The following is a 22,134-nucleotide window of genomic DNA, read 5'->3' as shown; positions in this document are numbered from 1 at the left end:
ATGCGTGAGGAAGCTTTATCTGGCGGTTGGGTCGCTTAATCGCGAAGCCCCTTATTTTCAGGGTGCGCGTGGCGAGGGGCTTTCCATCTACACATTCGATACGGCGACAGGAGATGCGTCGCATATATGCGCGACATCTTCCGTCGATAATCCAACATTCCTGAGTGTCGCGCCGGATACAGGCGTGATCTATGCAAATTCCGAAGTGTTCAGCTGGTACGAGGGAACGGTCAGTGCCTATCGTTTCGATGCTGAAAAGGGTGAACTTGTTTATCTCAACAAGCAAAGTGCCAAGGGCAGTATAACAGCGCACAATACCGTGACGGTGGACGGAAAGTTTGTGCTTGTCGCCAATTATGCAATGGGATCAGGCGGGCCTGATCAATCGCTTGTTGCGTTGCCAGTGTTGCCTGACGGCAGCCTCGGGCCGGTTGCACATAGCGTTCGTCACGAGGGCAAGCTTGGGCCTATTGTCGACCGGCAGGAACGCAGCCACCCGCATTGCGTGGTTGAAACACCGGAAGGCAGCATGTTCCTGTCTGCCGACCTTGGCCTTGATGAAGTCATTGCCTATCGTCTTGATAGTGATGGTAGTTTCAAGCGGGTGAGCAGTGTCGCGACGCTACCCGGTACTGGTCCTCGCCATATCGCACAGCATCCTAATAGCCGGTTTGTCTATGTCTCCAACGAACTGAATTCCACGGTTTCGCTCATTGAGCGCGACGGCGATGAGATGCGCCTTGTTCAGACCTTGCCGACAGTGCCAGCGAGTGTTGAGTCGCATGGCGCTGATATTCACCTCTCACCCGATGGTCGTTTTCTTTATTGTTCCAACCGTGGTCATGACTCGATCACTATATTTCGTGTGGATCAGGAGAATGGCAGCCTGGTTGAGATCGGTCACAGCTTTACGGGTGGCGCAACACCGCGTAATTTTACGCTGACACCGGATGGCAACTGGCTTCTGGTCGCTAACCAGAATGGAGATTGCGTTGCGATCTTCGCAATCGATAAGGAGACGGGAAATTTGACCGATACGGGCAAACGCATCGAAATTGGCACCCCCGTCTGTGTCAGGCCGTTCTATCTGTGAGCGTTGCCTCAACACCGCGAAAGCAGCGCCGCAAAGGTTCTGGTGTGACCATGGCGGATGTGGCTGCGGCTGCAGGCGTTTCCATGCAGACCGTTTCGCGCGCGTTGCGTTTTCCAGATTCCGTGATGCCTGAAAAGCGAAAGCTTATTCAGGATGCAATCGAGAAGACGCATTACGTTCATAATCTCGCGGCAAGTCACCTTGCATCGCATAAAAGCAATACGGTTGCGGCGATTATACCCACACTGTCCGCATCTGTTTTTGCTGACACGATCCAGCATTTTTCCGATGTACTGCATCAGTCCGGTTATCAGATATTTTTAGGCAATACTGATTACCGAATGGAGCGCGAGGAAGAAATCATTCGCAGCCTCCTCGGGCGGCGTCCGGATGGCGTTTTTCTGATCGGCACACACCATAGCAAGCGCAGTGTTGCATTGCTCAAACGTGCCGAAATTCCAGTCGTTGAGGGCTGGGATTTTACCGATAAACCGATTGACCGGCTGGTTGGATTTTCCAATACGGCAGCCATCACTGAGATGGTCAGTCATCTGATCAATACGGGTCGGCGCTATATTGTGTTTGCCGGTGTGGTTCGGAAAGGCGACAGCCGTGCTGCCGAACGCCGTGCCGCATTCAAAGCGGCAATGGAGCAACAGTTCCCGGATGAGAAGCCACGCATCACGGTGGCAACTGAAATGCCGATTGCCATGGCTTCGGGTGTCGATCTTCTGAGACGGGCGCTGGCTCAATATCCGGAAGCCGATGCTGTCATGTTTTCAAGTGATATTCTAGCTTCCGGCGCGCTACTGGAGACGCAGCGCATTGGTATCAAGGTGCCACAACGCCTCGCGATTACAGGCTTTGGCGACTTTGAACTTTCGCGTCATCTGCTGCCGCCATTGACGACGGTTGCAGTACCTTCCGCGGAAATTGGACGGCAGGCAGGTGAGCTTTTGCTTGAAGCCATGCGTGGTGAAACATCGGCAAACACAATTGTCGATGTCGGTTTCGAACTCAAGATCAGGGCTAGTGGCTAATAATCATCTGATGCTCGAAGTCGGTTAGCACTTCGCAGCCATTTTCTGTCACATGCAGCATGAATTCGAGCCGCACGCCGCCAGTGTCCGGATCGAAGGCGGTGGGTTCCACCATGAAAACCATGTCTTTGCGGAAACGCTCTGTTTCATAGCTGACAAGCCGTGGCCATTCATGGACAGATGTGCCGATAGAATGTCCGGAATGATGGGCATAGCCATAGCCATGTGCTGCGATATGGGCCTGCAATTTTTGATCCAGTTCACCGATGCCAAGGCCTGGGCGGATGATTTCGATTGCTAGATCAAGCGCCGATTTTACGGCCTTGAACTGCTTCTCAAACTCGTCAGTTGTTTTACCCAGCATTGCCGATGCGCAGCTGTCTCCCCAATAGCCTTTGACGCGCGGTGCGAGATCGCAGATGAGCGGGTCGCCGGTGGCAACGATGCGGTTTGTTGGCCAGCCCATGAATGCTGATGTGCGGGTTTTGCCGGATATGAAATCGCCGGTAATTGGCAGGCGTTCAGAGGCTCTGCTTTCCATGGCGAGCCTGATGTCGGCAAATATTTCCAGCTCGCTGCGGCCAGCCTTGCTGTGCTCAATAAACGCGCGTTGCCCGGCGGAAGCGGTTAGCGCTGCTTCACGCAATAGCGCGATCTCAGTTGCTGTTTTCACCATGCGCTGGCGCTTGAAAGCATCGTCAATCGACACACGACGGCATGTTTCGATGAGTGGGAGCAAGGACAATGGGAAGCTGTCCTGCTCTATGGCAATTGCTCCGCCGACACCAAACTTGGTAAAGAGATCCTGCGCGGCATTTAGATAGTTCGTAAAAATGTCTGTCGGCTCTTTATATGAAAAACCTTCATATGTGAGAACGATCTGTGCCCAGCTTGGCGTATCTGCTTCGAGATTGGTTACAACAAGTCCACATTCGCCGTTTTTGCCAACCAGTGCGATGGCAGGTCCACCCGCAAAGGGTGATGGCCCCGCTTCAATGGAAACGATATGACCTGAAGCGTAGGCGATGCCATCGGGGCTGGTGAAAATGCCCCAATCGGCACCGGATGCTTTGATGGCGTCAATTGTCCGTGCAAGCCGCTCGTCCAACGGGTTCTCCTTCAGATAAGATTACGGATATGGCGATCACGGCCATAGGCTGCGACAAGGAGCAGGATGAGGACACCGAGTGACGACTGTACCATGGCATCCGAAAACCCCATGCCGATGAGAAACGTGCGAAGTTCCATCAGCATGATAGCGCCAGCCACCGTTCCGACAAATCCGCCGCGCCCGCCGATCAGTGCGGTTCCGCCGATAACGACCGCAGAGACCGTTTGGAAAAGATAGGGCGTGCCCACTGTCGCACTTGATGAGCCGGTAAAGCCGAGCAGAAGAATGCCAGCAAGTGCAGCAAACATGGCACTGAGGCCAAAGGTGATTGCCCAGATTGCAACCGGTCTGATCAGTGCCAGTTCGGCGGCTTTGATATTTGAACCCAGCGCATAAAGCTTGCGGCCATAAATCGTACCGCGCAACACAAAGACCGTGCCAAGGGTCAGCAAAATTGTAAACGGGATTAGCCAAGGGAATGGCAAAGGCCCGATGCTGCCACCCAGTGACACGAAATCATTGATGAAAGCGGGTGCTGAACCTGTCGGCAAGCCGCGTGTCCAGATTTGTACGCCCGCTTGAACCATCGTTCCGACACCAAGCGTGACGATGAGTGGGTGGATGGAAAGCGCTGCCGATAATGCGCCGGAAAACGCACCGATCAGCCCCGCTGACGCCAGCACGAGAATACCGGCCAAAAGCGGTGACATTCCATCGCCATAGAGGCTGGCGAAGACAACATTGGCAAAGCCGATCACAAACGGAATGGAAAGGTCGATACCACTAAGGATCATCACCAGCGTCTGACCGAGTGCTGCAATAGCAAGCAGTGCAGCCAGAACCAGCATGGCGCGGATTGAGAACAGGCTGGCAAAGCCCGGAATGAGAGCTGCTCCCAAGAGGAACACCAACAAGACCCCGATGAAGGCGACCAGAGCGCGATTTGTAGCCAGTGCCTTAATCATGACTGCGCCACCTTACGTCGGAAATAGAGTTTTAGTTTTTCGGAGTTGAGGCAGACAGCCAGAACAAGTACTGCGCCATAGACTGCTTGCAGCACGAAGGTTGAGACGTTGAAGGCCGTCAACATGCTTTGCAGCAGGAATATACATGCTGCACCCAGAAATGCTGCGGTTAATCCGCCAACGCCACCGGCGAGGCTGACGCCGCCAAGGGCGACTGCAGCAATTGCAATCAGCGTGTAGCCGGGACCGATGATCGGATCACCCGAGCCAATGAGAGCTGTGAGCGACAATGCTGCCAGTCCTGCGAATAATCCGGCCAGCACATAAGCGATGAAGCGGACGAGCGGAACATTGACACCAGCGGTGTAGGCGGCTCGATCCTCGCTGCCGACGGCCATAAGCGTCTCATAAAAAGGCAGGCGTTTGATACCGATCCATATCAGAACCGCAGCGCCTACTGGCAGAATGGACCATGGCCCCGCCAAAGATGACAGCCATGCAGGCACCGAACCAGATGGGGAAGGCAGGATAGTGAGTGCCAGCCCGCCAAATATCAAGTAGGTTCCAAGCGTTGCAACAATTGGCTGAATACGGATGATCGCCGCCAGAAGGCCATTTAATGCGCCAGCTAGAATGCCGAGTGCAATTGCTGCCGGGACGATGATGAAGGGCGAGGATATGCCGCCTTTTGTGATCAGTATCTGAACGAGAATGACATTGATCAAGCCCACGAGCGGACCAACGGAAATGTCAATCGAGCCGCGCCCGGCAAGAAACGGTATGGTAATTGCGAGCGAAGTCAGCAGCAGCGGCGCTGCAAGCCCCAACACCGAGCCCCAGTTTGACGGTGCAAAGCGTACCGGGTTAAGCACAATATTGATGACAAGCAGAATGATGAACAGTATTGCGGCGAGCCGTGTTTCCTGACTGCCGCAGAAGATGCGCCGCAAGCCGCTTTTGTTGTCGGTTAAGATCATAGCTCCACCTCATCCTGTCCGAACATGGCTGCAAGGACGCCCGACATCGACATTTCGGATTTGCTGATGGTTTTTGAGCATTCAAAATCGCGGAACACTGAAACGCTGTCGCAGATTTGCAGGATTTCTTCGATTTCGCTCGACAGAATGACGAGCGCGATACCTTCTTCACGGGCGAGTTTACGGAAGGCTTCATAGAATTTCATGCGGGTGTTGAGATCAACGCCGCGTGTCGGATCGTTGAGCAGCATTACACGCGGTTTGAGCGCCAGAAGCCGCGCGAGCAGCACTTTTTGCTGATTGCCGCCGCTGAGTGCGGTGATCGGCGCATCCATTGCCGGATAGCGGATCGACAGAAATTCGGTATAGCGCTGCAGCTCTTCCTTCTGTTTGCGGCGGTTGAGAATGCCACCCCATGAAAAACGCGGCATGGAAGGCATGCCAAAATTATCGAGTACGGAAAGCACCGGGAAAATACCGGTCGCGCGCCGGTCACGCGGCAAGTAAACCACGCCGCATCTGGCTGCATTGTGATGATTGCTATAAGCACTCAGCTCGCCGGACCGGGTGACGATTTCGACCTTTGAATGACGAGGCTGATTGAAGCCCGCAAGCGCCAGCAGAAACTGCTCCTGGCCATGGCCTTCAAGACCTGCAAGTCCGGTTATCTCACCGGCGAGGATGGTGCCGGACAGCGCTTTGCGCCCCGGCGCAAGCACCAGATTTTCATAGGTAAGAATGATTTGATCATTCAACATGGAGATGAGCCTCCGGCGCCATGAGTTCCAGAAGGATCTGGCTGTTGATCTGCTGCCTGTCGAGCGTATCGACAACATGGCCGCTGCGCAGCACCGTGACCTCATCGGAAAGGCGTTTCACCTCTTCCAGCCGGTGCGAAATGAAGATCACAATATTGCCCGACGCAGCGTAATCTTCGATTGTTTCAAAGACGAGATCACGATCTGCATAGTCGAGCGCTGCCGTTGCTTCATCGAGAAGCAGGATCGAAGGACGGCTGATGAAGGCGCGCGCAATCACTACGAGCTGCTGTGCTGCTAGTGACAGGCTGCCAGCCGCTGCGTACAAGTCGATCGGAAAGCGTGCAATTTTTGACAGAACTGCGCGGGCTGCCTTTTCGCGTACTGATTTGCTGGCTTTACGGGTAATGAGCCCGTCAAATCCAAGAAAGATATTCTCGACCACCGAACGATGCGGAGCGATCAAAACTTCCTGAAAAACCGTCGCAAGGCCCAATGCCTTCATATCTGCAGGCGATCTGGCAGAGACGGTTTTGTCGTTGAGAACGACACGCCCATGCGTGGGTGCGACCACGCCAGACAATATTTTCAGCATCGTGCTCTTGCCCGATCCGTTCTCCCCCAGGATCGTATGAACGCCATGGCTGAAAGTCACATTGGCATTTGTGAGCGCAATTGTTTCGCCATAACGTTTTTCAAGGTTTTCGACCTGTAGTGACATGACTGGAGCGTGCGTGATGTTGGGCAGCCCCGCTTCGGCAAGCAGCCTGTGTATGCTGGATGTGCCCAGCGGGGGATGCTCAGAGTCTGGCATAATGAAATGACTTTCTGCATGCGATAAGCGAAGGTCATTGCCAATGGTTTGGGCCAAGTGATCTGGACCAATTGACCTTGGCAATGACGTTATTCAGCGCGTCGTCCTGCAAACCTTACTTGGAGCAGGAAGCTGGAACTTTCGCGAAATCATAAAGTGCGGTGGCGCTTCCGTTCGAGAAGTAGCCATTAAGCAGTTCTTCCGGGAATGGATCCTGCGGCGGTATCGGGAAGATGGCCGCGGAATCCGGCTTCATGCAGTCCTTGTACCAATTTGGAAGGTCGGCCTGCGTCACAAGCGGCATCGGAGCGATGATCGTATTGACGAGCGGCTTCTGGCCTTCAAGAACCCGTAATGCGACCCGGAAAGCGTTCTGGGCTGCAACATGCGGTGATACTTCACCGCCATAGAACTTGAACGTGTCTTGATTGGCATTCCAGTAGCCAAGTGCATCGCCTGAAATGGAAGCGGCAATCAAGGGAAGCGGACGGCCTGCCTGCTGGAAGGCTTCCGCAATAAAGCGTGCTTCGCTGCCCGTCGACCAGACTGCATCAATCTGCTGCGGTGTGGTGGCAAGTGCCTGAAGCACTGCGGATTTCGTTGTCGTGCCGGTCCATTCGCCGCTCACTTTACGGGCAATCTTGAGATTGCCGGACTCTTCAACGGCTTTTTCAAGTCCGGCATTTTCCTGCTGGACAAGCGGATGACCTGAGATGCCCTCAACCTGAAGGACGGTGCCGCCATCTTTGAGAACTTCCGCAATGCCTTTGCCCATCTGGTAGCCCCAGAGGTTCTGGTTGTGCATGACATTGATCGCATTCGGGGTCGTTACGGAACCAGCGGACGTTATAACCGGAATGCCAGCCTTATAGGCATCGTCAATCACTGCATTGAGTGCGGTGGAAGAACCGGCAATAGTGGTGATGACATTACAGCCCTGCTCGATGAAGGCGCGAATTTGCGAAATCTGCTGTGTGGCATCGCCATTGGAGTCTGAAACAACATATTCAGACACATCACCTGCGGCGATAGCACCATCCACAAGGCGCTTGAGTTCGTCATTGAACGTCACACGCCACGGATTTCCCATATAGGATTCCGAATGGCACCAGCGCCATGGCTTGGCGGGCGCTTTGAAATCACCATAAGCCGAAGGGCCAACTTCAACCACATCGGTATAAAGTGCCTGAATTTCGGTTGGCAGGGTGCCGAGTAGTGCCGCGCGGTCCTGATTTTGCGCACTCGCGCTCAGCGCAGATGCCGACAAAATGGCGAGTGTGAGTGCCTTCAAACCAAGGCCTGAGCGAATTCTGGTCATGTGTTCTCCTCCAGCGTGAACCTCCCGTTCACTTGTAAAAACTTTATTCACATATGCGTCATCACGTCAATTGAAAAATGTTAGCGCTAAAACATCTTGTGGCACTATCTCATAAATCATGAGGATATGAATATAAAAATGTTAGCGCTCACTCTAGACAAGGCGAAAATATTGGATAGGTTCTGACGCAAATGGATTTGAGCAGGGAGTGGAGCTGCCATGGGTGTTTTATCAGGATATCGTGTGCTGGATTGTTCAATTGCGATGGCGGGGCCATTTGCGGCGCAGCGGCTGGGCGATCTTGGTGCCGATGTGGTGAAGGTTGAGCCGACGACAGGCGAATGGCAGCGCCATGTGGCGGCGGGCGGTGCGGAAGGCAATCGCGTTAATGTCTCTTTCCTGTCGCTCAACCGTAACAAGCGTTCGCTCGCGGTCGATCTCAAATCACCAGATGGAAAACAGGTGCTTCTTGACCTTGTGAAAACCGCCGACGTGTTTTTGCAAAATTATCGTCCGGGCGTCGCAAAGCGTCTTGGCGTCGATTACGAGTCGCTTTCCAAGATCAATCCAAAGCTGATCTATGTTTCGATCTCTGGCTATGGCGAGGACGGTCCTTATGTCCATCGTCCGGGACAGGATCTCGTTTTGCAAGGGATGTCGGGCGCTATGCTTTCGGCAGGCCGTGAGGGCGAGCCGCCAACCGCCGCCGGGCAATATCTGGTGGATGCCATCACCGCATATACTGCTTTTGAAGGCGCGCTTGCAGCACTTCTCCATCGCGAGCGCACGGGTGAGGGGCAGTTGGTGCAGGTCAATATGCTCGATGCGATCACCACCATTCAGATGCAGGAACTTTCGGTTTTCACCGTCGGTGGCAAGCCGCAAACCCGTTCGGCAGAGCCACATGCCCATGTCTATATCCGGGCGCCTTACGGTGCTTTTGCAACCTCTGACGGCTTTATCATCGTCGCTTTTCCGAAGCTGAAAACGCTGGGTGAAGTGATTGGCGAAGACAGTTTCCTCACCATGAATGATGAGGTTGATACCTGGGCACGCCGCGATGAAATCTTTGCCAAGACACGCGATAAGCTGAAAACGAAAACCTCTGCCGAATGGCTGGAGCTTCTTCGCGCAGCCGATATCTGGTGCGGCCCTGTCTATGGCTATGCCGACCTCGTGGACGACGAGCAGATCAAGCATAACGGCACCTTTGTCGAGTATGAGCATCCGACAGAGGGCAAGGTAAAAACGCCGGGCTTCCCGATCCGCTTTTCCAAGACGCCATCGACCGTGGACCGTGGCGCGCCAGTAACCGGGCAGGATACGCGGGATGTGCTGGCCGAAGCCGGATATGCGGCAGACAAGATCGAAGCACTTGAGAAATCTGGCGCTATCGTGTCGGGGAACATCTGAAATGCAGGTGATTAAAGCTCTCACCTGGGATCATCCGCGAGGCTATAATGCATTGGCGGCGGCATCAAAATTGCCGGATGTTATTGCTGCCGGTCTGGACATCCATTGGGATAAACAGCCGCTAGAAGGTTTTGAATCCCACCCGATTGCTGATCTCTGCGCCCGCTATGATCTCGTGGTTCTCGATCATCCGCATGTGGGTGAGGCCATATCTGGCGATTGTCTGCTTTCACTTGAAGACGTGTTTGGCGCTGAAACGGTTGCTGAGCTCGCCAAGGCCAGTATCGGTCCGTCATTGACGAGCTATCGCTTTGCGGGCAAGCACTGGGCGTTGCCGCTTGATGCTGCAACGCAGGTTATGGCTCTTCGTCCCGATCTCTCAGATGGTGTGCCGGTCACTTGGGATGAGGTAGTTCGTCTATCGCAGCACAGCGGCAAGGTCGCGCTTTCGCTTGCCGGTCCACATGCCTGCCTGTCATTTCTGTCCATCGCGGCAGCTTTTGGCGAGCCTCCTGCCGAAAAAGACCCGAACATACTGGTTTCAGAAAATGTGGGGCGGCAGGTCTATGACCTGATGGCAGAACTTGCGGCGCGCAGCCCAACGTCTGTTCGGCAAAAGAATCCCATCGGTATATTGGGCCACATGGCGGAGCATGACGATGTTGCATTGTGCCCGCTGGTCTATGGTTATGTGAATTATGCTGCGCCGCAAAGTGGAAAGCCTGTCGCGTTTCACAATGCACCCCGCGCAACCAATGGCGGTCGTCCGGGCTCTACATTGGGCGGCACGGGCATTGGTGTTTCACACCGCGCTCATATCACCTCGGCGCTCAAAACTCATCTTTTGTGGCTGATGAGCCGCGAAGCCCAATCCGGGTTCATTCCCGATCATGAAGGCCAGCCATCGCGCCGCGACGCCTGGCACGATGAGCGGGTGAACCGGCGATGGGGCAATTTCTATCGTAACACGGCGGACACTCTGGAGCAGGCTTATGTGCGCCCGCGCTATGATGGCTACATCGCCTTTCAGGGCAAGGCTTCGGCGCTTTTGGGAGCGGCCTTTGATGAACGCCGCCCGGCATCTGCAGTGTTGAATGAGCTGCAAATTCTCTACGCCGCTTCGCGCGTGCATGGCGGTGAAAGGTAGTTTTCCATGACTGAAGACATCAAATTCGAGATCGACGGCGCGGTTGCCGTCATCACATTAAACCGTCCGCAAAAACTCAATGCCGTGACGCCGGAAATGGCTGATGCAATCGTTGCAGCTGTGACCGAATGCAACGACAGCGACACGATCCGTTGCGTTATTCTGACGGGCGCTGGAGAACGTGCATTCTGTGCGGGCTCGGATATTCGCGAACTCGACACCTATGAGACGCCGTGGCAGTTCCGCAATCGGCCGGATTACTGCGATGCATTCCGCGCGCTTCTCAAGCCGTCGATTGCAGCCGTCAATGGCTATGCCTTTGGTGGTGGACTTGAAACCGCGATGTCCTGCGATATCCGTATTGCTTCTGATAATGCGCAATTTGCGGCACCCGAGATCAAGCTGGGCTGGATCGGTGGTGGCGGGATGGCGGCCCATCTGGCGCATTCCGTAGGCGCATCCAACGCAGCGCTGATGATTATGACAGGCGACCCGATTTCAGCCGAGAAGGCTGAGCGCTGGGGGCTGGTGAGCGAAGTCGTGCCGCAGGCCGATCTGCTCACGCGGGCGCGCGAAATTGCGAGCGTGATTGCATCGCGTGCACCGATTGCTGCGGAAACCGCGAAGCTCAACCTCAAAGCTTCTGTCTCGATGCCGCTTGAAAAAGCCATCGAATATGAGCGCGACCTGCAAACCATCTGCTTTGCAACAGCTGATGCGGAGGAGGGGCGAGCGGCGTTCAAGGAGAAAAGAGCGCCGGTTTTCAAGCGGCGCTAACAAAGGCCGGGGGGCTTTATATACGTCAAATCGAGGGAGAGGGATTTTGACAACCGAAACTATGAGCAAGCAGAAGGCGCTTGGCAGTACTATTTTTGCCAGCACCATTGGCACCGTCGTTGAATGGTATGACTTCATTCTTTACGCGACGGCTGCAGCGCTGATCTTCAATCATCTGTTCTTTCCGCAATTCGATCCGACTACCGGTATCATTGCGTCTTTTGCGACCTATACGGTCGGTTTCCTGGTGCGTCCGCTGGGCGGCATCGTCTTTGGCTGGATGGGCGACCGCATCGGGCGCAAGCCTGTGCTGATGCTTACCCTTCTTATGATGGGTATCAGCACCACATTGATCGGTTGTCTGCCGACTTATGACTCAATCGGTATCTGGGCACCGATCCTGTTGCTGGCTCTTCGCGTGGTTCAGGGGCTTGGTGCTGGTGCAGAATATGCGGGCGCTGTGGTCATGGCGGGTGAAATCGCAGGCAATCGCCGCGGCTTCTTTGCAAGTCTTCCCGCTGCAGCTGTTGATGTGGCGACAATTCTTGCAGCAGGCGTGTTTGCGCTTTTCACGCTTCTGCCGGAAGAAGCCTTCATGAGCTGGGGCTGGCGCGTACCGTTCCTGTTAAGCGGTCTGGTGCTGTTTCTTGGCATCTATATTCGCCAGAAAGTGCCAGAATCGCCTGAGTTTTTGCAGGTAAAGGAAGAGCGTCGCGACGCCAAGCTCCCGGTGCTTGAAGTTCTGCGGGACCACCCAAGAACAATGCTGGCGGCAATGGGTGCAAATTTCGCGCCAAACCTGTCCTATGTGTTTCAGACATTCACATTGGCCTATGCGACGTCGAAACTCGGCTTCCCGCGTGAAATCATCCTTATTGGAGTGATGCTTTCAAGTGCGTTCGGTGCGGTTATGTGCGTGGTATTTGGCGCTCTGTCTGACCGTGTTGGCCGCGTGCCGATCATGGCTATGGGCTCCGCTGCTGCTGCAATCTACTCGCTGGTCTATTTCCAGCTTTTGGGTGCCGGTACGCCTTGGACTGCAGTGGTGCTGATTATCATCGGGCATGCGATTGGTGCGCGTTCTTCGTTCGGTGTTCAGCCATCGTTTTACTGCGATATTTTCCCAACGGAAGTTCGCTACAGTGCGATTGCCTTTGCGCGAGAAGTGACGGGCGCGCTTTTTGTTGGCCCACTGCCGCTGCTCGCAACAGCTTTGGTAAGCTGGTACGAATCCGCTTGGCCAGTTGCCGTGATTACTGCGCTTTATTGCCTGATCACCACGGTATCCGTGCTCTCTGTTGAGAAAGCGCAAAAGCTTGATGCGGAGGCCAGAGAACGACGCGATCTGGTCGAACAAAAAGCGTAGCCGCGAATTCGCAACTACGCTTACAGCGGTTCCAGTTATAGCATTTCCAGCAAAAGTGCGAAGCGGTTTTGCGTCGGATAATGCGTAAAAACAAACAGTTACAGCGGTTCTAACGATTCATTCTTAACTGGAACCGCTGTAAGACTAAATCGTTGGAGCCGCTTCGCACTTTTGCTGGAAATGCTATAAATTTGAAAATGCTCTGACCGGGTTCCGGTCAGAGTTTTCCAGTCATGGCTGCATTCAGCAAATCAAGTGCGCCTTGTTTTGTGAGCTCGATTGGATTGCCGCCAGCCGTTGGATCGACGATGGCCATTTCGGCGATGAGGTCTTTGCGGGCTGTATCCAGTTCCAAGCCTTTGACAAATTCCGGCAATGTATTCGGCACGCCGAGGTCTTTGCGCAGCTTCAAGATAGCATCAACAAAACCATCGAAACCACCTTCAATACCAAGATAATCGGCAAGGCGTTCTATGCGCTTTTCGATAGCTGCGCGGTTGTGTTTGAGCACATAGGGCATGAAGACGGCATTGGTCATGCCATGATGCGTGTCGTAAAGCGCGCCGATTGGGTGGGAGAGGGAATGGATGGCACCAAGCCCTTTCTGGAATGCCGTTGCTCCCATGGAAGCTGCGGCCATTAGATTGGCGCGCGCTTCAATATCTGCGCCATTGGCATAGGCTTTGGGCAGATTTTCAAACACAAGACGGATGCCTTCGACCGCAATGCCGTCAGCCATCGGATGAAAGCCCGGTGCGCAATAGGCTTCCAGACAATGTGCCAATGCATCCATGCCGGTGCCAACCGTGATGAAGGGCGGCATACCCGTCGAAAGCTCTGGATCAGCAATGACCGTTACAGGCAGCATTTTGGGATGGAAAATGACTTTCTTGGTATGAGTCGATTCATTGGTCAGCACGCCTGCGCGGCCAACTTCCGAGCCGGTGCCAGCGGTTGTCGGTACGGCGATAATCGGTGCAATCGCATTGCTGTCGGCCCGTGTCCACCAGTCGCCAATGTCTTCAAAATCCCAGACATCGCGGGTCTGGCCTGCCTGAAAAGCGATGAGCTTGCCCAGATCAAGCGCCGAGCCTCCACCAAAAGCAATCACGCCGTCATGCTTGCCGTCTTTGAAAACCTGCACACCAGCATAAAGATTGCTTTCAACTGGATTGGGCTTCACATCGGAGAAGACTGCATATTTGACGCCAGCTCCATCAAGAATGGCGAGTGTGGAAGCGACGACAGGGAGTTTTGCGAGACCGGGATCGGTAACGAACAATGGGCGTTCGATACCGGCTGCTTTGAGAACTGCAGGCAGTTCCTTGATGCGACCCGGCCCGAAAAGCACGGTTGTCGGGAAATTCCATTTGGAAGTTAGAGTGGTCATGTCATTCTTTCCGAATAATGCGTCAGACAAATTGTTCAGATTTTTTCACGCAGGTGGAAGGATTTTGGTCGCGTGAGATTGCCGTAACCAATGGGCGAAAGGGCAGCCCCCTTGCCGGTATCTTTCACCCCCGTCCAGACCAGTGCCGGGTCGAGGTAATCACAGCGGTTCATGAAGACCGTGCCGGTTTCGATGCGGTCGCCAAGGCTCGCTGCATGGTCGGTGTCGCTTGTCCATAGCGAAGCGGTGAGGCCGTAAATGCTGTCATTCATCAGCGCGAGCGCTTCCTCATCATTGCGCACTTTCATGATGCCAACAATGGGGCCAAAGCTTTCTTCACGCATGACACTCATCTGGTGGTCGACATGGGTGAGGACTTCCGGCGCGATATAAGGCGAACCGGCGATGTCGCTCTCAACCTTCATGTTGACATGCGCTTTAGCGCCCTTGCGCAAGGCTTCGGTCTTCTGCTCGCGGATGAGATCGGCAAATCGTGCCTGCGCCATCGGCCCCAGCGTGGTTGCGCTATCGAGCGGATTGCCGACCACATACTGCTTTGTGAGGTCGATGAAGCCATCGACGAAGCGGTCATAGACGGCCTCATGCACATAAATACGTTCGATACCGCAGCAGCATTGACCGGAATTGAAAAAGGCACCATCGACCAGATTGGCGACGGCATGGTCGAGATTGACGTCGGGCAGCACATAGGCCGGGTCTTTTCCGCCAAGCTCAAGCCCCAGAGACATGAAAGTGCCGGAGGCTGCCTTTTCGATCGCCCGGCCTCCGCCGACGGAGCCGGTAAAATTGACATGGTCGATTGAGCCAGACGCCAGCAGCTTTTCCGTAGATGTATGATCAAGAACGATATTCTGGAACACGCCTTTTGGAATGCCAGCCCTGTCGAAGGCTTGCGCAAAGCGTTCGCCGGTCAGCAGTGTTTGTGTGGCGTGTTTAAGAAAAACCGTATTGCCCGCCATCAATGCCGGAATGATCGTGTTGACGGCGGTGAGATAGGGATAGTTCCAAGGCGCGATGACCATGACCACGCCGAGCGGAACATGCTTTACGTAACGACGAAAGCCATCTTTCTGTGCCGGAACATAAGGCTCCAGCGCTTCTTCTGCGATGTCGATCATATATTGGCCGCGTTCCTGAACGCCGCCATTCTCACCGCCATAGCGCGTTGGCCGCCCCATTTGCCATGCGATTTCAGGGATGATCTCATCCTGCATTGCAGCAAGCGCATCAAGTGCCAAACGGCAATAATGTGCGCGTTCTGCGATGCTTGTAGCTGCCCAGCCGGGTTGCGCCTGGCGTGCCGCCGTGACCGCCGCCTGGATCGCGGTGTCACTGGCATAGGCGCGTTCTGCATAAATCGAGCCATCGATAGGGGAGATAATTCTGGCCGTGCCGCTCATTGGGCAATTCCTCTATGCTTTATATAATTTAATAGCGTTCAAAACCGCGATGCAGTTCCCAGTCTGTGACGCGGCGGTCATATTCAATCTGCTCCCAGTGCGCGGTGTGGACATAGTGATTGACCACTTTTTCACCGAGCGCTTCTTTGAGGAATGCGGAGTTCTTGAGGGCTTCTGCCGCTTCGCGTAGCGTGTATGGAATTTCCTTGAGTTTGACTGCGCTATAGGCGTCCCCCACAAATGGATCTTCCAGCTCCAGATTTTCGTCGATACCCCTAAGCCCTGCTGCAATAAGAGCTGCAAAGGCCAGATAAGGGTTGAGATCGGCACCGCCGATGCGACACTCGATGCGAATGCCTTTGGTGCCTTCGCCGCAGAGCCGGAAACCCGCCGTGCGGTTGTCCTGGCTCCACATGATTTTTGTGGGCGCGAATGTGCCCGCCTGAAAGCGCTTGTAGGAGTTGATATAGGGTGCCAGAAAATAGGTGTAATCAACAGCATATTTGAGCTGGCCCGCCACCCATGAGCGCATAAGCGGCGTCATCGTATTGGGTGCTTTGGGATCGAAGAACAGCGGTTCTTTGCCGTCGGCACTCCAGATGGAGTTGTGGATATGGCTCGAGCTTCCCGCCCTGCAATAATCATACTTCGCCATGAAGGTGATGCACTTGCCATGGGCCTCGGCAATTTCCTTCATGGCATTTTTCATGATGACATGGCGGTCGGCCATCTCCAGCGCTTCTGCATAGCGAACATTGAGTTCCTGCTGTCCCGGCCCCCATTCGCCTTTTGAGTTTTCAACCGGGATACCTGCTGCGCCCAGATGATTGCGCATGGCGCGCAGAACCTGCTCTTCCTTGGTGGTCAGATGGATGACATAATCCTGCACATAAGGAGAGGCGGTTTCCATCTCCTGCCAACGTTTTGCGCGTGCGGTTTTATATGTCTCATCAAAGAGATAGAATTCGAGTTCCGACGCGAAGTAGGCTCGATAACCGCGCTCATGTAGACGCGCGAGCTGCTTCTTGAGGATAGCGCGCGGTGAATGGGCAAGGTCTTCATGATCGTGATGGTCAAGCACATCGCAGAGAACGATGGCTGTCTTTTCCAGCCATGGTGCCAGACGCAGAGTTGAGAGATCTGGCTTGATGACGAAATCGCCATAGCCTTTGTCCCAACTTGCGGCCTCATAGCCGGGCACCGGCTCCATATCGATATCGTCAGCCAGAAGATAGTTGCAGCCATGCGTTTCATCATGGGCGGATTCCACAAAGAATGGTCCGTAGAAGCGTTTGCCAATCAGACGCCCCTGCATGTCCACGAAACATGCAAGCACGGTATCAATCTCGTCATTTGCGACGGCTTTTTTCAGTGTGTCGAAAGTCAACTGTTCGGCCATTTAATGCTTCGCTCCTCACGGGATAAAATCATGGGCGCCGCGCATTGTTGCGCGGCGCCCTAAATTGTTAGCTGTAGCGATAAGGCGCGCCCGCATTGCGCATCGTTTCCTGATATTTCTTCAGGATTGCGACCACTTTGGCATTGCGTTCGCTTTGCTTGGCAACATCGTCCCAGAACTCAAGCGCGGCGTCTTCAATCTGCTTCCATTCGGATTCTGGAATGGTGGTGAGTTCGAGTTTGCCGCCGGTGGTACGATAATGCGCTTCACCCCACCAGTACCAATGCTGGCGATGATAGTGCGAGGAATCCATCGCGAGCCTGAAAAGAGTCTTGAGGTGATCTGGCACCGCCTCCCATTTTTCGGTATTCGCGAAATAGGAGCCAGCCCATGCACCATTGATGTTGTTGGTAAGGTAGTATTTGTTGATGTCTGCCCAGCCGACCGTGTAGGCCTCGGTTGCGCCACACCATGCAACGCCGTCGAGTTCGCCGGTCTGGATGGCGACTTCGATGTCTTCCCAAGGTAACGTCACAGGTACGACACCAAACTTGGTGAGGAAGCGTCCGCCGGTCGGGAAGGTAAAGACGCGCAGTCCCTGAAGGTCGGCAACGCTGCGGATCGGTTTGGTGGTCACAAAGTTACACGGATCCCATGAACCTGCGCTCAGCCAGGTGACGCCCGGAATTTCCTTGTAAGCTTCTTCCCAGATTTCGTTGAGGCCGTACCAGTTAAACAATGCTGGCACATCGAGGCTGTAGCGCGATGCAAACGGGAAATAAGCCCCGAAAACCGCTACATCGACAGGCGATGCCATAGAGTCATCATCGCTCTGTGCCGCATCAATTGTACCTGACTGCACCGCACGGAAAAGTTCGCCCTGCGGCACAAGCTGATCGGCAGTATAAAGTTCGATAACCATTTCGCCGTTTGCAGCCTTATTAAAGGCATCGATCGACGGCTTTATAACGTGTTCTGCGAGTGCTGGACCAGCATAGGTCTGCAGTCGCCATTTAATGGGGCTTTGTGCCCGCACATAAGGTGTAGCCAGTGTGGTGGCGCCTAAAGCCCCCACAGTCGTCAGTCCCGCTTTTTTGAGAAAGTCACGTTTATTAAGCTTGTTATTCTCGCTCATGCCCATTCTCCCAACTGTTGTTTGATGTTCCCTTTGTCTTATCGTGCATCTTTATCCGAAAACCGCTTCACACTTTTCGGGATGCGCTCTTGCTGGTCTGGCCGCTTTCCGGCTCTTTTGACCACTCTTATGTGTGTTCCTCCGTAATTGTTTTCATCGGCCCATGTACCAGTTCGGCAACCACATCGCGATCTCAGGAAAGATCATCAGAATGATAATCGTCAGCACCATGAGAAAGAAGAATGGCACGATGGATCGATAGATATCCATTAGCGTGACCTCTTTGGGCGCTAACGCTCGCATCATGAAGAGATTATACCCGAATGGCGGCGTGATATACGCAATCTGGCAGGTGATGGTGTAGAGAATGCCAAACCATATAGGGTTGAAACCGAGGCTCTTCACCAGTGGGATATAGAGAGGTGCCACGATCACCAGCATAGCGGTGTCATCGAGGAACATTCCCAATATGATGAAGGAAAAAAGCATCAGAATTAGAATTGTCCAAGGCGACAAATCAAAGGTTCCAAGCAAAAGCCGCTCGATTGCCTTCACTGCACCAAGGCCGTCATAGACCGATGAGAAGCAAAGTGCAGCCAGGATGATCCAGAGGAACATACAGGTAATGGTCAGCGTGTTACGGGTTGTGGTTTCCCATACTGCTTTTGTCAGACGCTTGGTGAACAATGCTGCCAGAGTTGCCAGAAGAGCCCCGATTGCCGAGCTTTCAACGAGGCTCGTAACGCCTGTCAAAAACAACCCCATCATGGTCCCAAAGATGACGAGTGGAAGTAGGCCCACTTGAAGCGAGGAGATGCGTTCACGCCATGTAATTCGCTCAAGTTCTTCCTTGGGTAGAGTTGGTCCAAGTTCTGGGTTCAGGCGGCAACGGATATAAATATAGATGGCGAAAAGTGTAGCCATCAGCAGGCCTGGACCGATGCCTGCCAGCCAGAGCTGGAGAACAGGCTGGCGTGCGATCATCGCATAAAGCACCAAAACCACACTTGGTGGGATCAGAATGCCGAGTGAACTGCCCGCCTGAATAACGCCTGTGACCATGACCTTATTATAGCCGCGCTTCAAAAGCTCAGGCAAAGCGACCGTCGCACCAATGGCCATACCCGCCACGCTGAGACCGTTCATGCAGGAAATGATAACCATCAGGCCGATGGTTCCCAAAGCCAAACCACCGCGAATTCCGCCAAACCAAACATGGAACATGCGATAAAGATTGCTGGCGATGCCGGATTCCGAAAGCATGTAACCCATGAACACGAAGAACGGCACCGTGATCAGCGGATACCAGTTCAGTACCGCGAAGGTGGCGTTGTAAGGCATCTCGAAAGAGCCCTTGCCCCAGAGCAGAAGGGCCGCAATAGCGCCGACAAAACCAATGACGCCGAAGACACGCTGCCCGGTCATCAGCAGCAGCATCATTGTGGCAAACATGAAAAGGGTGATGAGTTCCGAGCTCATATGTGATGCCCTTCCTCAATCGCCGGTCCTGCAATCGTATTGATTGGCTTTCCGCGCAACGACGCCCAATCCTTGAAGAAATTCGAGATGCATTGCAGCAACAGCAGGAAGATACCTAGCGTCATGATGAGTTTGATAGGCCACAGGACAGGTGCCCAGGCAGTATAATTCTTCTGGCTATAGACGATGGCGTAATTGGTTGATGAAATTCCACCCATCACCATCACACCGAGATAGAAGATGATGAACAGGATGGTGATCATATCGGTGATCGCCTTCTTACGTGGGGTAAGGCGATCAAAGAACAGATCCATCCGCACATGCGCGCCTTGTTGCATCGCGTAAGCGCCGCCCAGCAGGTAATAGGCTGAAAGCAGAAACTGGGACATTTCGAGCACCCAGTTGACCGGAATGCCCAAAACAACACGCGAGAAGGTCGAATAAAGAAGACATGCGCCGAGCACGAAGAACAAATACATCGCAAAACGCCCGACATAGTAGTTCAGTGCATCAACATATTTGACGAACAGTCTGATTGGCTTGGGCATTTCCCGCTCCTTCAGGCTTTCGATCCGCTGAGTTGAGTTTGAGAGGCAAGATCGTTTCCGATTGCCGCGAAAATGATAGTCAGCCGTTCGGCCCATTGCGCCTGTGTTTCTGCACTCGCAATTTCGTTGTTGCGCAGTTCGATCATCACACAAGGGGTGTTGCGTGGGCGCGCATGGCGTTCCAGCGTGTAATAGACCCGGTCGGCAGGCGAATAAGGCTCGTTGATGCCGACAGTCAGGCTCTTGTCTTGGGCAAGCGCTGCAATCAGCGGCTTTGCAATGCGATCATCTTCATCATGGATGATGCCGATCTGCCATGGTCGGGAAATGCTGCGATAAACCGGCGTGAAAGAATGGATGGTAACGATCCAAGACGGCAATCCACGCTTGGCGCGTTTCGCAATAACTTCCTCGACGCAGGTGTGAAATGGCCGGTGCGAAAGGTCGATCCGTGCAGTGCGTTCAATCGCGCTCAAATCGTGATTGCCGGGGATGATAGTGGTTTCGCTGATCTCCGGGATCAGGTCAGTGGCGTGGAGTGGGCGATTACAATCAATCAGCAATCGGGACAGCCCGGACTCCACCAGTGGGGCGTTCAAGCCTGCACTCAGCCGACGCGCAACCTCAACCGCGCCGGGATCCCAGGCGATATGCGCTTTCAGTGCTTCAGCGTCTAAACCAAGACTGTTGAAGCTTTCCGGAATGAAATTTGAAGCATGTTCGCAGACAAACAACCAAGGGCTGTTGCCGTCCCCATTTACGACAATAACAGGCGCGCACGAAGCCGTGCGATCTTCTCGCTCGTCCGTCATTCTGTTTGTTCCCCGCGCTGTAACTTATGTTACGTTTTTTCAGATTATGCGCTATTGCGGATTATTTGATACGGCCTATGATAATTTGTCAAACACAATTTCGCCCAAATTTGAAAAGGGCAGACTTGAATGGAAACAGCGTGCAGACGAGTGCCACAGTCGCTGAACTGATCAATGAACGGATTGATGCAATGCCCGCGGGCGAGCGAAGCGCTGCGCAGACACTGATCGCGAATTATCCCATGCTGGGTTTGAAAACGGTCGCTGAATTTTCAGCACAGGCCGGGGTCAGTTCGCCGACAATCCTGCGCTTCGTCAATCGCCTTGGTTTTCAGAATTATCCTGATTTTCAGGCTCGTTTGCAGGATGAGCTTGCTGCCCAATTGCAGTCTCCGCATCATCGCAATGAGCGGCCGGACAAAGAGCAGGACAAGGCCTATCCTGCTGTCGAGCATACGCTTGAAAATATCCGCGAAAGCTTCCGACATCTGGGCGAAAAGCAACTTAAACAGGCGGTTGCTGCTCTTTGTAACTCCAAGGGCAATGTTTACCTGATCGGCGGACGTTTCACCGACCCTATCGCGCAATATATGGCAGCGCATATGACCATTATCAGGCCTAACGTTTTTCATCTTGGCGGGCAGGAAAGTGTATGGCGGGATCGTCTACTTGATATGGGCAAGCGTGATGTGCTGGTGGTGTTTGATATTCGCCGTTATCAGGATAGTCTTCTGAGGCTGGCGGAGAAGGCTCGCGGGCGAGGGGTGGAAGTGATCCTTGTGACCGACCAGTGGCTGTCGCCGATCGCGCGAGTATCGCGTCATGTTCTTGCAGGCCGCATTGCGGTGCCGTCTGCATGGGACTCATCGGCGGCACTTTTCGTGCTGGCTGAAACAATCATTCGTGAAATGACGCGCGTTCTGGAAAAAGACAGTGCAGCCCGTATCGCTGAACTAGAAGCATTGCGCTGATTACCAGTTGAGAGCTTAACTCGGGTATCCCTTTGAAAAACAGTCGCTTCGGCGCTGCTGGGAACGTCGTTCCCTCGCAGCATCGTTGTTTTGCAGCTGTTATAACGCGCTCAAAAGCTTTGTCTCAATAGAAATGAAAGCACAAAAGCTGCTTGACTCAACTTATGACATAAGTCATATGACAGAGGCTGCGTTTACTC

Annotated in this window: 20 protein-coding genes; 7 read left to right on the top strand and 13 right to left on the bottom strand. The window is 53.8% G+C overall.

Annotated elements, in window-relative coordinates:
- Positions 1-4: 4 nt before the first annotated feature.
- Entirely contained in the window at positions 5-1,093 is a 1,089-nt protein-coding gene (locus ABWV94_RS14650; RefSeq protein WP_113499009.1) for a lactonase family protein, read from the top strand.
- Entirely contained in the window at positions 1,090-2,133 is a 1,044-nt protein-coding gene (locus tag ABWV94_RS14645; protein WP_353414023.1) for a LacI family DNA-binding transcriptional regulator, read from the top strand. The genes ABWV94_RS14650 and ABWV94_RS14645 overlap by 4 nt, the downstream gene beginning before the upstream one ends.
- Here the strand turns inward: ABWV94_RS14645 and ABWV94_RS14640 are convergent.
- The 6 genes from ABWV94_RS14640 to ABWV94_RS14615 all read right to left on the bottom strand — a co-directional run bounded on the left by ABWV94_RS14640 (position 2,123) and on the right by ABWV94_RS14615 (position 8,076).
- Positions 2,123-3,241: a M24 family metallopeptidase gene (locus ABWV94_RS14640; RefSeq protein ID WP_113499011.1), complete on the bottom strand. Its 1,119-nt coding sequence runs from the start codon at positions 3,239-3,241 to the stop codon at positions 2,123-2,125. The genes ABWV94_RS14645 and ABWV94_RS14640 overlap by 11 nt on opposite strands.
- An 11-nt stretch (positions 3,242-3,252) precedes the next feature.
- Positions 3,253-4,209, bottom strand: coding sequence for an ABC transporter permease (locus tag ABWV94_RS14635; protein ID WP_113499013.1), 957 nt, complete (start codon positions 4,207-4,209; stop codon positions 3,253-3,255).
- Positions 4,206-5,186, bottom strand: a complete 981-nt coding sequence (locus tag ABWV94_RS14630; protein ID WP_007878353.1) for an ABC transporter permease — start codon at positions 5,184-5,186, stop codon at positions 4,206-4,208. Before ABWV94_RS14630 ends, ABWV94_RS14635 begins: the two co-directional genes overlap by 4 nt.
- Positions 5,183-5,944, bottom strand: coding sequence for an ATP-binding cassette domain-containing protein (locus ABWV94_RS14625; RefSeq protein ID WP_113499015.1), 762 nt, complete (start codon positions 5,942-5,944; stop codon positions 5,183-5,185). Before ABWV94_RS14625 ends, ABWV94_RS14630 begins: the two co-directional genes overlap by 4 nt.
- The gene (locus ABWV94_RS14620; protein WP_112806196.1) at positions 5,934-6,758 is read right to left on the bottom strand and encodes an ATP-binding cassette domain-containing protein; all 825 of its coding nucleotides are present in this window, start codon (positions 6,756-6,758) and stop codon (positions 5,934-5,936) included. Before ABWV94_RS14620 ends, ABWV94_RS14625 begins: the two co-directional genes overlap by 11 nt.
- Positions 6,759-6,873: 115 nt before the next feature.
- Positions 6,874-8,076, bottom strand: coding sequence for a substrate-binding domain-containing protein (locus tag ABWV94_RS14615; protein ID WP_007878357.1), 1,203 nt, complete (start codon positions 8,074-8,076; stop codon positions 6,874-6,876).
- 219 nt (positions 8,077-8,295) lie between these two features.
- Between ABWV94_RS14615 and ABWV94_RS14610 the strand changes: the two genes are divergently transcribed.
- The 4 genes from ABWV94_RS14610 to ABWV94_RS14595 are packed head-to-tail and all read left to right on the top strand — an operon-like array spanning position 8,296 to position 12,779.
- Entirely contained in the window at positions 8,296-9,489 is a 1,194-nt protein-coding gene (locus ABWV94_RS14610) for a CaiB/BaiF CoA transferase family protein (RefSeq protein WP_064321508.1), read from the top strand.
- Position 9,490: 1 nt separating this feature from the next.
- Positions 9,491-10,636 carry a carbohydrate ABC transporter substrate-binding protein gene (locus tag ABWV94_RS14605; RefSeq protein ID WP_113499017.1) on the top strand — a complete coding sequence of 382 codons (1,146 nt, stop codon included), beginning with the start codon at positions 9,491-9,493 and terminating at the stop codon, positions 10,634-10,636.
- 6 nt (positions 10,637-10,642) lie between these two features.
- Complete coding sequence (locus tag ABWV94_RS14600; protein ID WP_353414018.1) at positions 10,643-11,413, top strand: enoyl-CoA hydratase/isomerase family protein; 771 nt, start codon at positions 10,643-10,645, stop codon at positions 11,411-11,413.
- A 46-nt stretch (positions 11,414-11,459) separates the two neighbouring features.
- Positions 11,460-12,779, top strand: a complete 1,320-nt coding sequence (locus ABWV94_RS14595; protein ID WP_161492465.1) for an MFS transporter — start codon at positions 11,460-11,462, stop codon at positions 12,777-12,779.
- Between the two features lie 217 nt (positions 12,780-12,996).
- Here the strand turns inward: ABWV94_RS14595 and ABWV94_RS14590 are convergent, their stop codons facing one another.
- From ABWV94_RS14590 to ABWV94_RS14560, 7 genes are all read right to left on the bottom strand, one after another.
- Positions 12,997-14,169 carry an iron-containing alcohol dehydrogenase gene (locus ABWV94_RS14590; RefSeq protein WP_007878376.1) on the bottom strand — a complete coding sequence of 391 codons (1,173 nt, stop codon included), beginning with the start codon at positions 14,167-14,169 and terminating at the stop codon, positions 12,997-12,999.
- 35 nt (positions 14,170-14,204) lie between these two features.
- Positions 14,205-15,590: an aldehyde dehydrogenase family protein gene (locus tag ABWV94_RS14585; protein WP_113499021.1), complete on the bottom strand. Its 1,386-nt coding sequence runs from the start codon at positions 15,588-15,590 to the stop codon at positions 14,205-14,207.
- A 28-nt stretch (positions 15,591-15,618) separates the two neighbouring features.
- Entirely contained in the window at positions 15,619-16,989 is a 1,371-nt protein-coding gene (locus tag ABWV94_RS14580; RefSeq protein WP_079213091.1) for a glutamine synthetase family protein, read from the bottom strand.
- A gap of 67 nt (positions 16,990-17,056) precedes the next feature.
- Positions 17,057-18,124, bottom strand: a complete 1,068-nt coding sequence (locus ABWV94_RS14575) for a TRAP transporter substrate-binding protein (RefSeq protein ID WP_064321515.1) — start codon at positions 18,122-18,124, stop codon at positions 17,057-17,059.
- A 153-nt stretch (positions 18,125-18,277) separates the two neighbouring features.
- Positions 18,278-19,603, bottom strand: a complete 1,326-nt coding sequence (locus ABWV94_RS14570) for a TRAP transporter large permease (protein WP_064321516.1) — start codon at positions 19,601-19,603, stop codon at positions 18,278-18,280.
- A complete protein-coding gene (locus ABWV94_RS14565) occupies positions 19,600-20,151 on the bottom strand; it encodes a TRAP transporter small permease subunit (RefSeq protein ID WP_113499023.1) in 552 nt (183 codons plus the stop codon). The genes ABWV94_RS14570 and ABWV94_RS14565 overlap by 4 nt, the downstream gene beginning before the upstream one ends.
- Before the next feature lie 11 nt (positions 20,152-20,162).
- Positions 20,163-20,963, bottom strand: a complete 801-nt coding sequence (locus ABWV94_RS14560; RefSeq protein WP_113499025.1) for an N-formylglutamate amidohydrolase — start codon at positions 20,961-20,963, stop codon at positions 20,163-20,165.
- Positions 20,964-20,989: 26 nt separating this feature from the next.
- On the opposite strand from ABWV94_RS14560, the gene ABWV94_RS14555 reads away from it, so the two are divergent.
- On the top strand, positions 20,990-21,934 hold the full coding sequence (locus ABWV94_RS14555) for a MurR/RpiR family transcriptional regulator (RefSeq protein ID WP_268903038.1): 945 nt from the start codon (positions 20,990-20,992) through the stop codon (positions 21,932-21,934).
- Positions 21,935-22,134: the final 200 nt, after the last annotated feature.

The sequence above is a fragment of the Brucella sp. NBRC 12953 genome (genome assembly GCF_040369775.1).
GTDB classification, from domain to species: Bacteria; Pseudomonadota; Alphaproteobacteria; order Rhizobiales; family Rhizobiaceae; genus Brucella; species Brucella pseudogrignonensis.
This window is presented reverse-complemented; position numbering and strand designations above follow the sequence as displayed.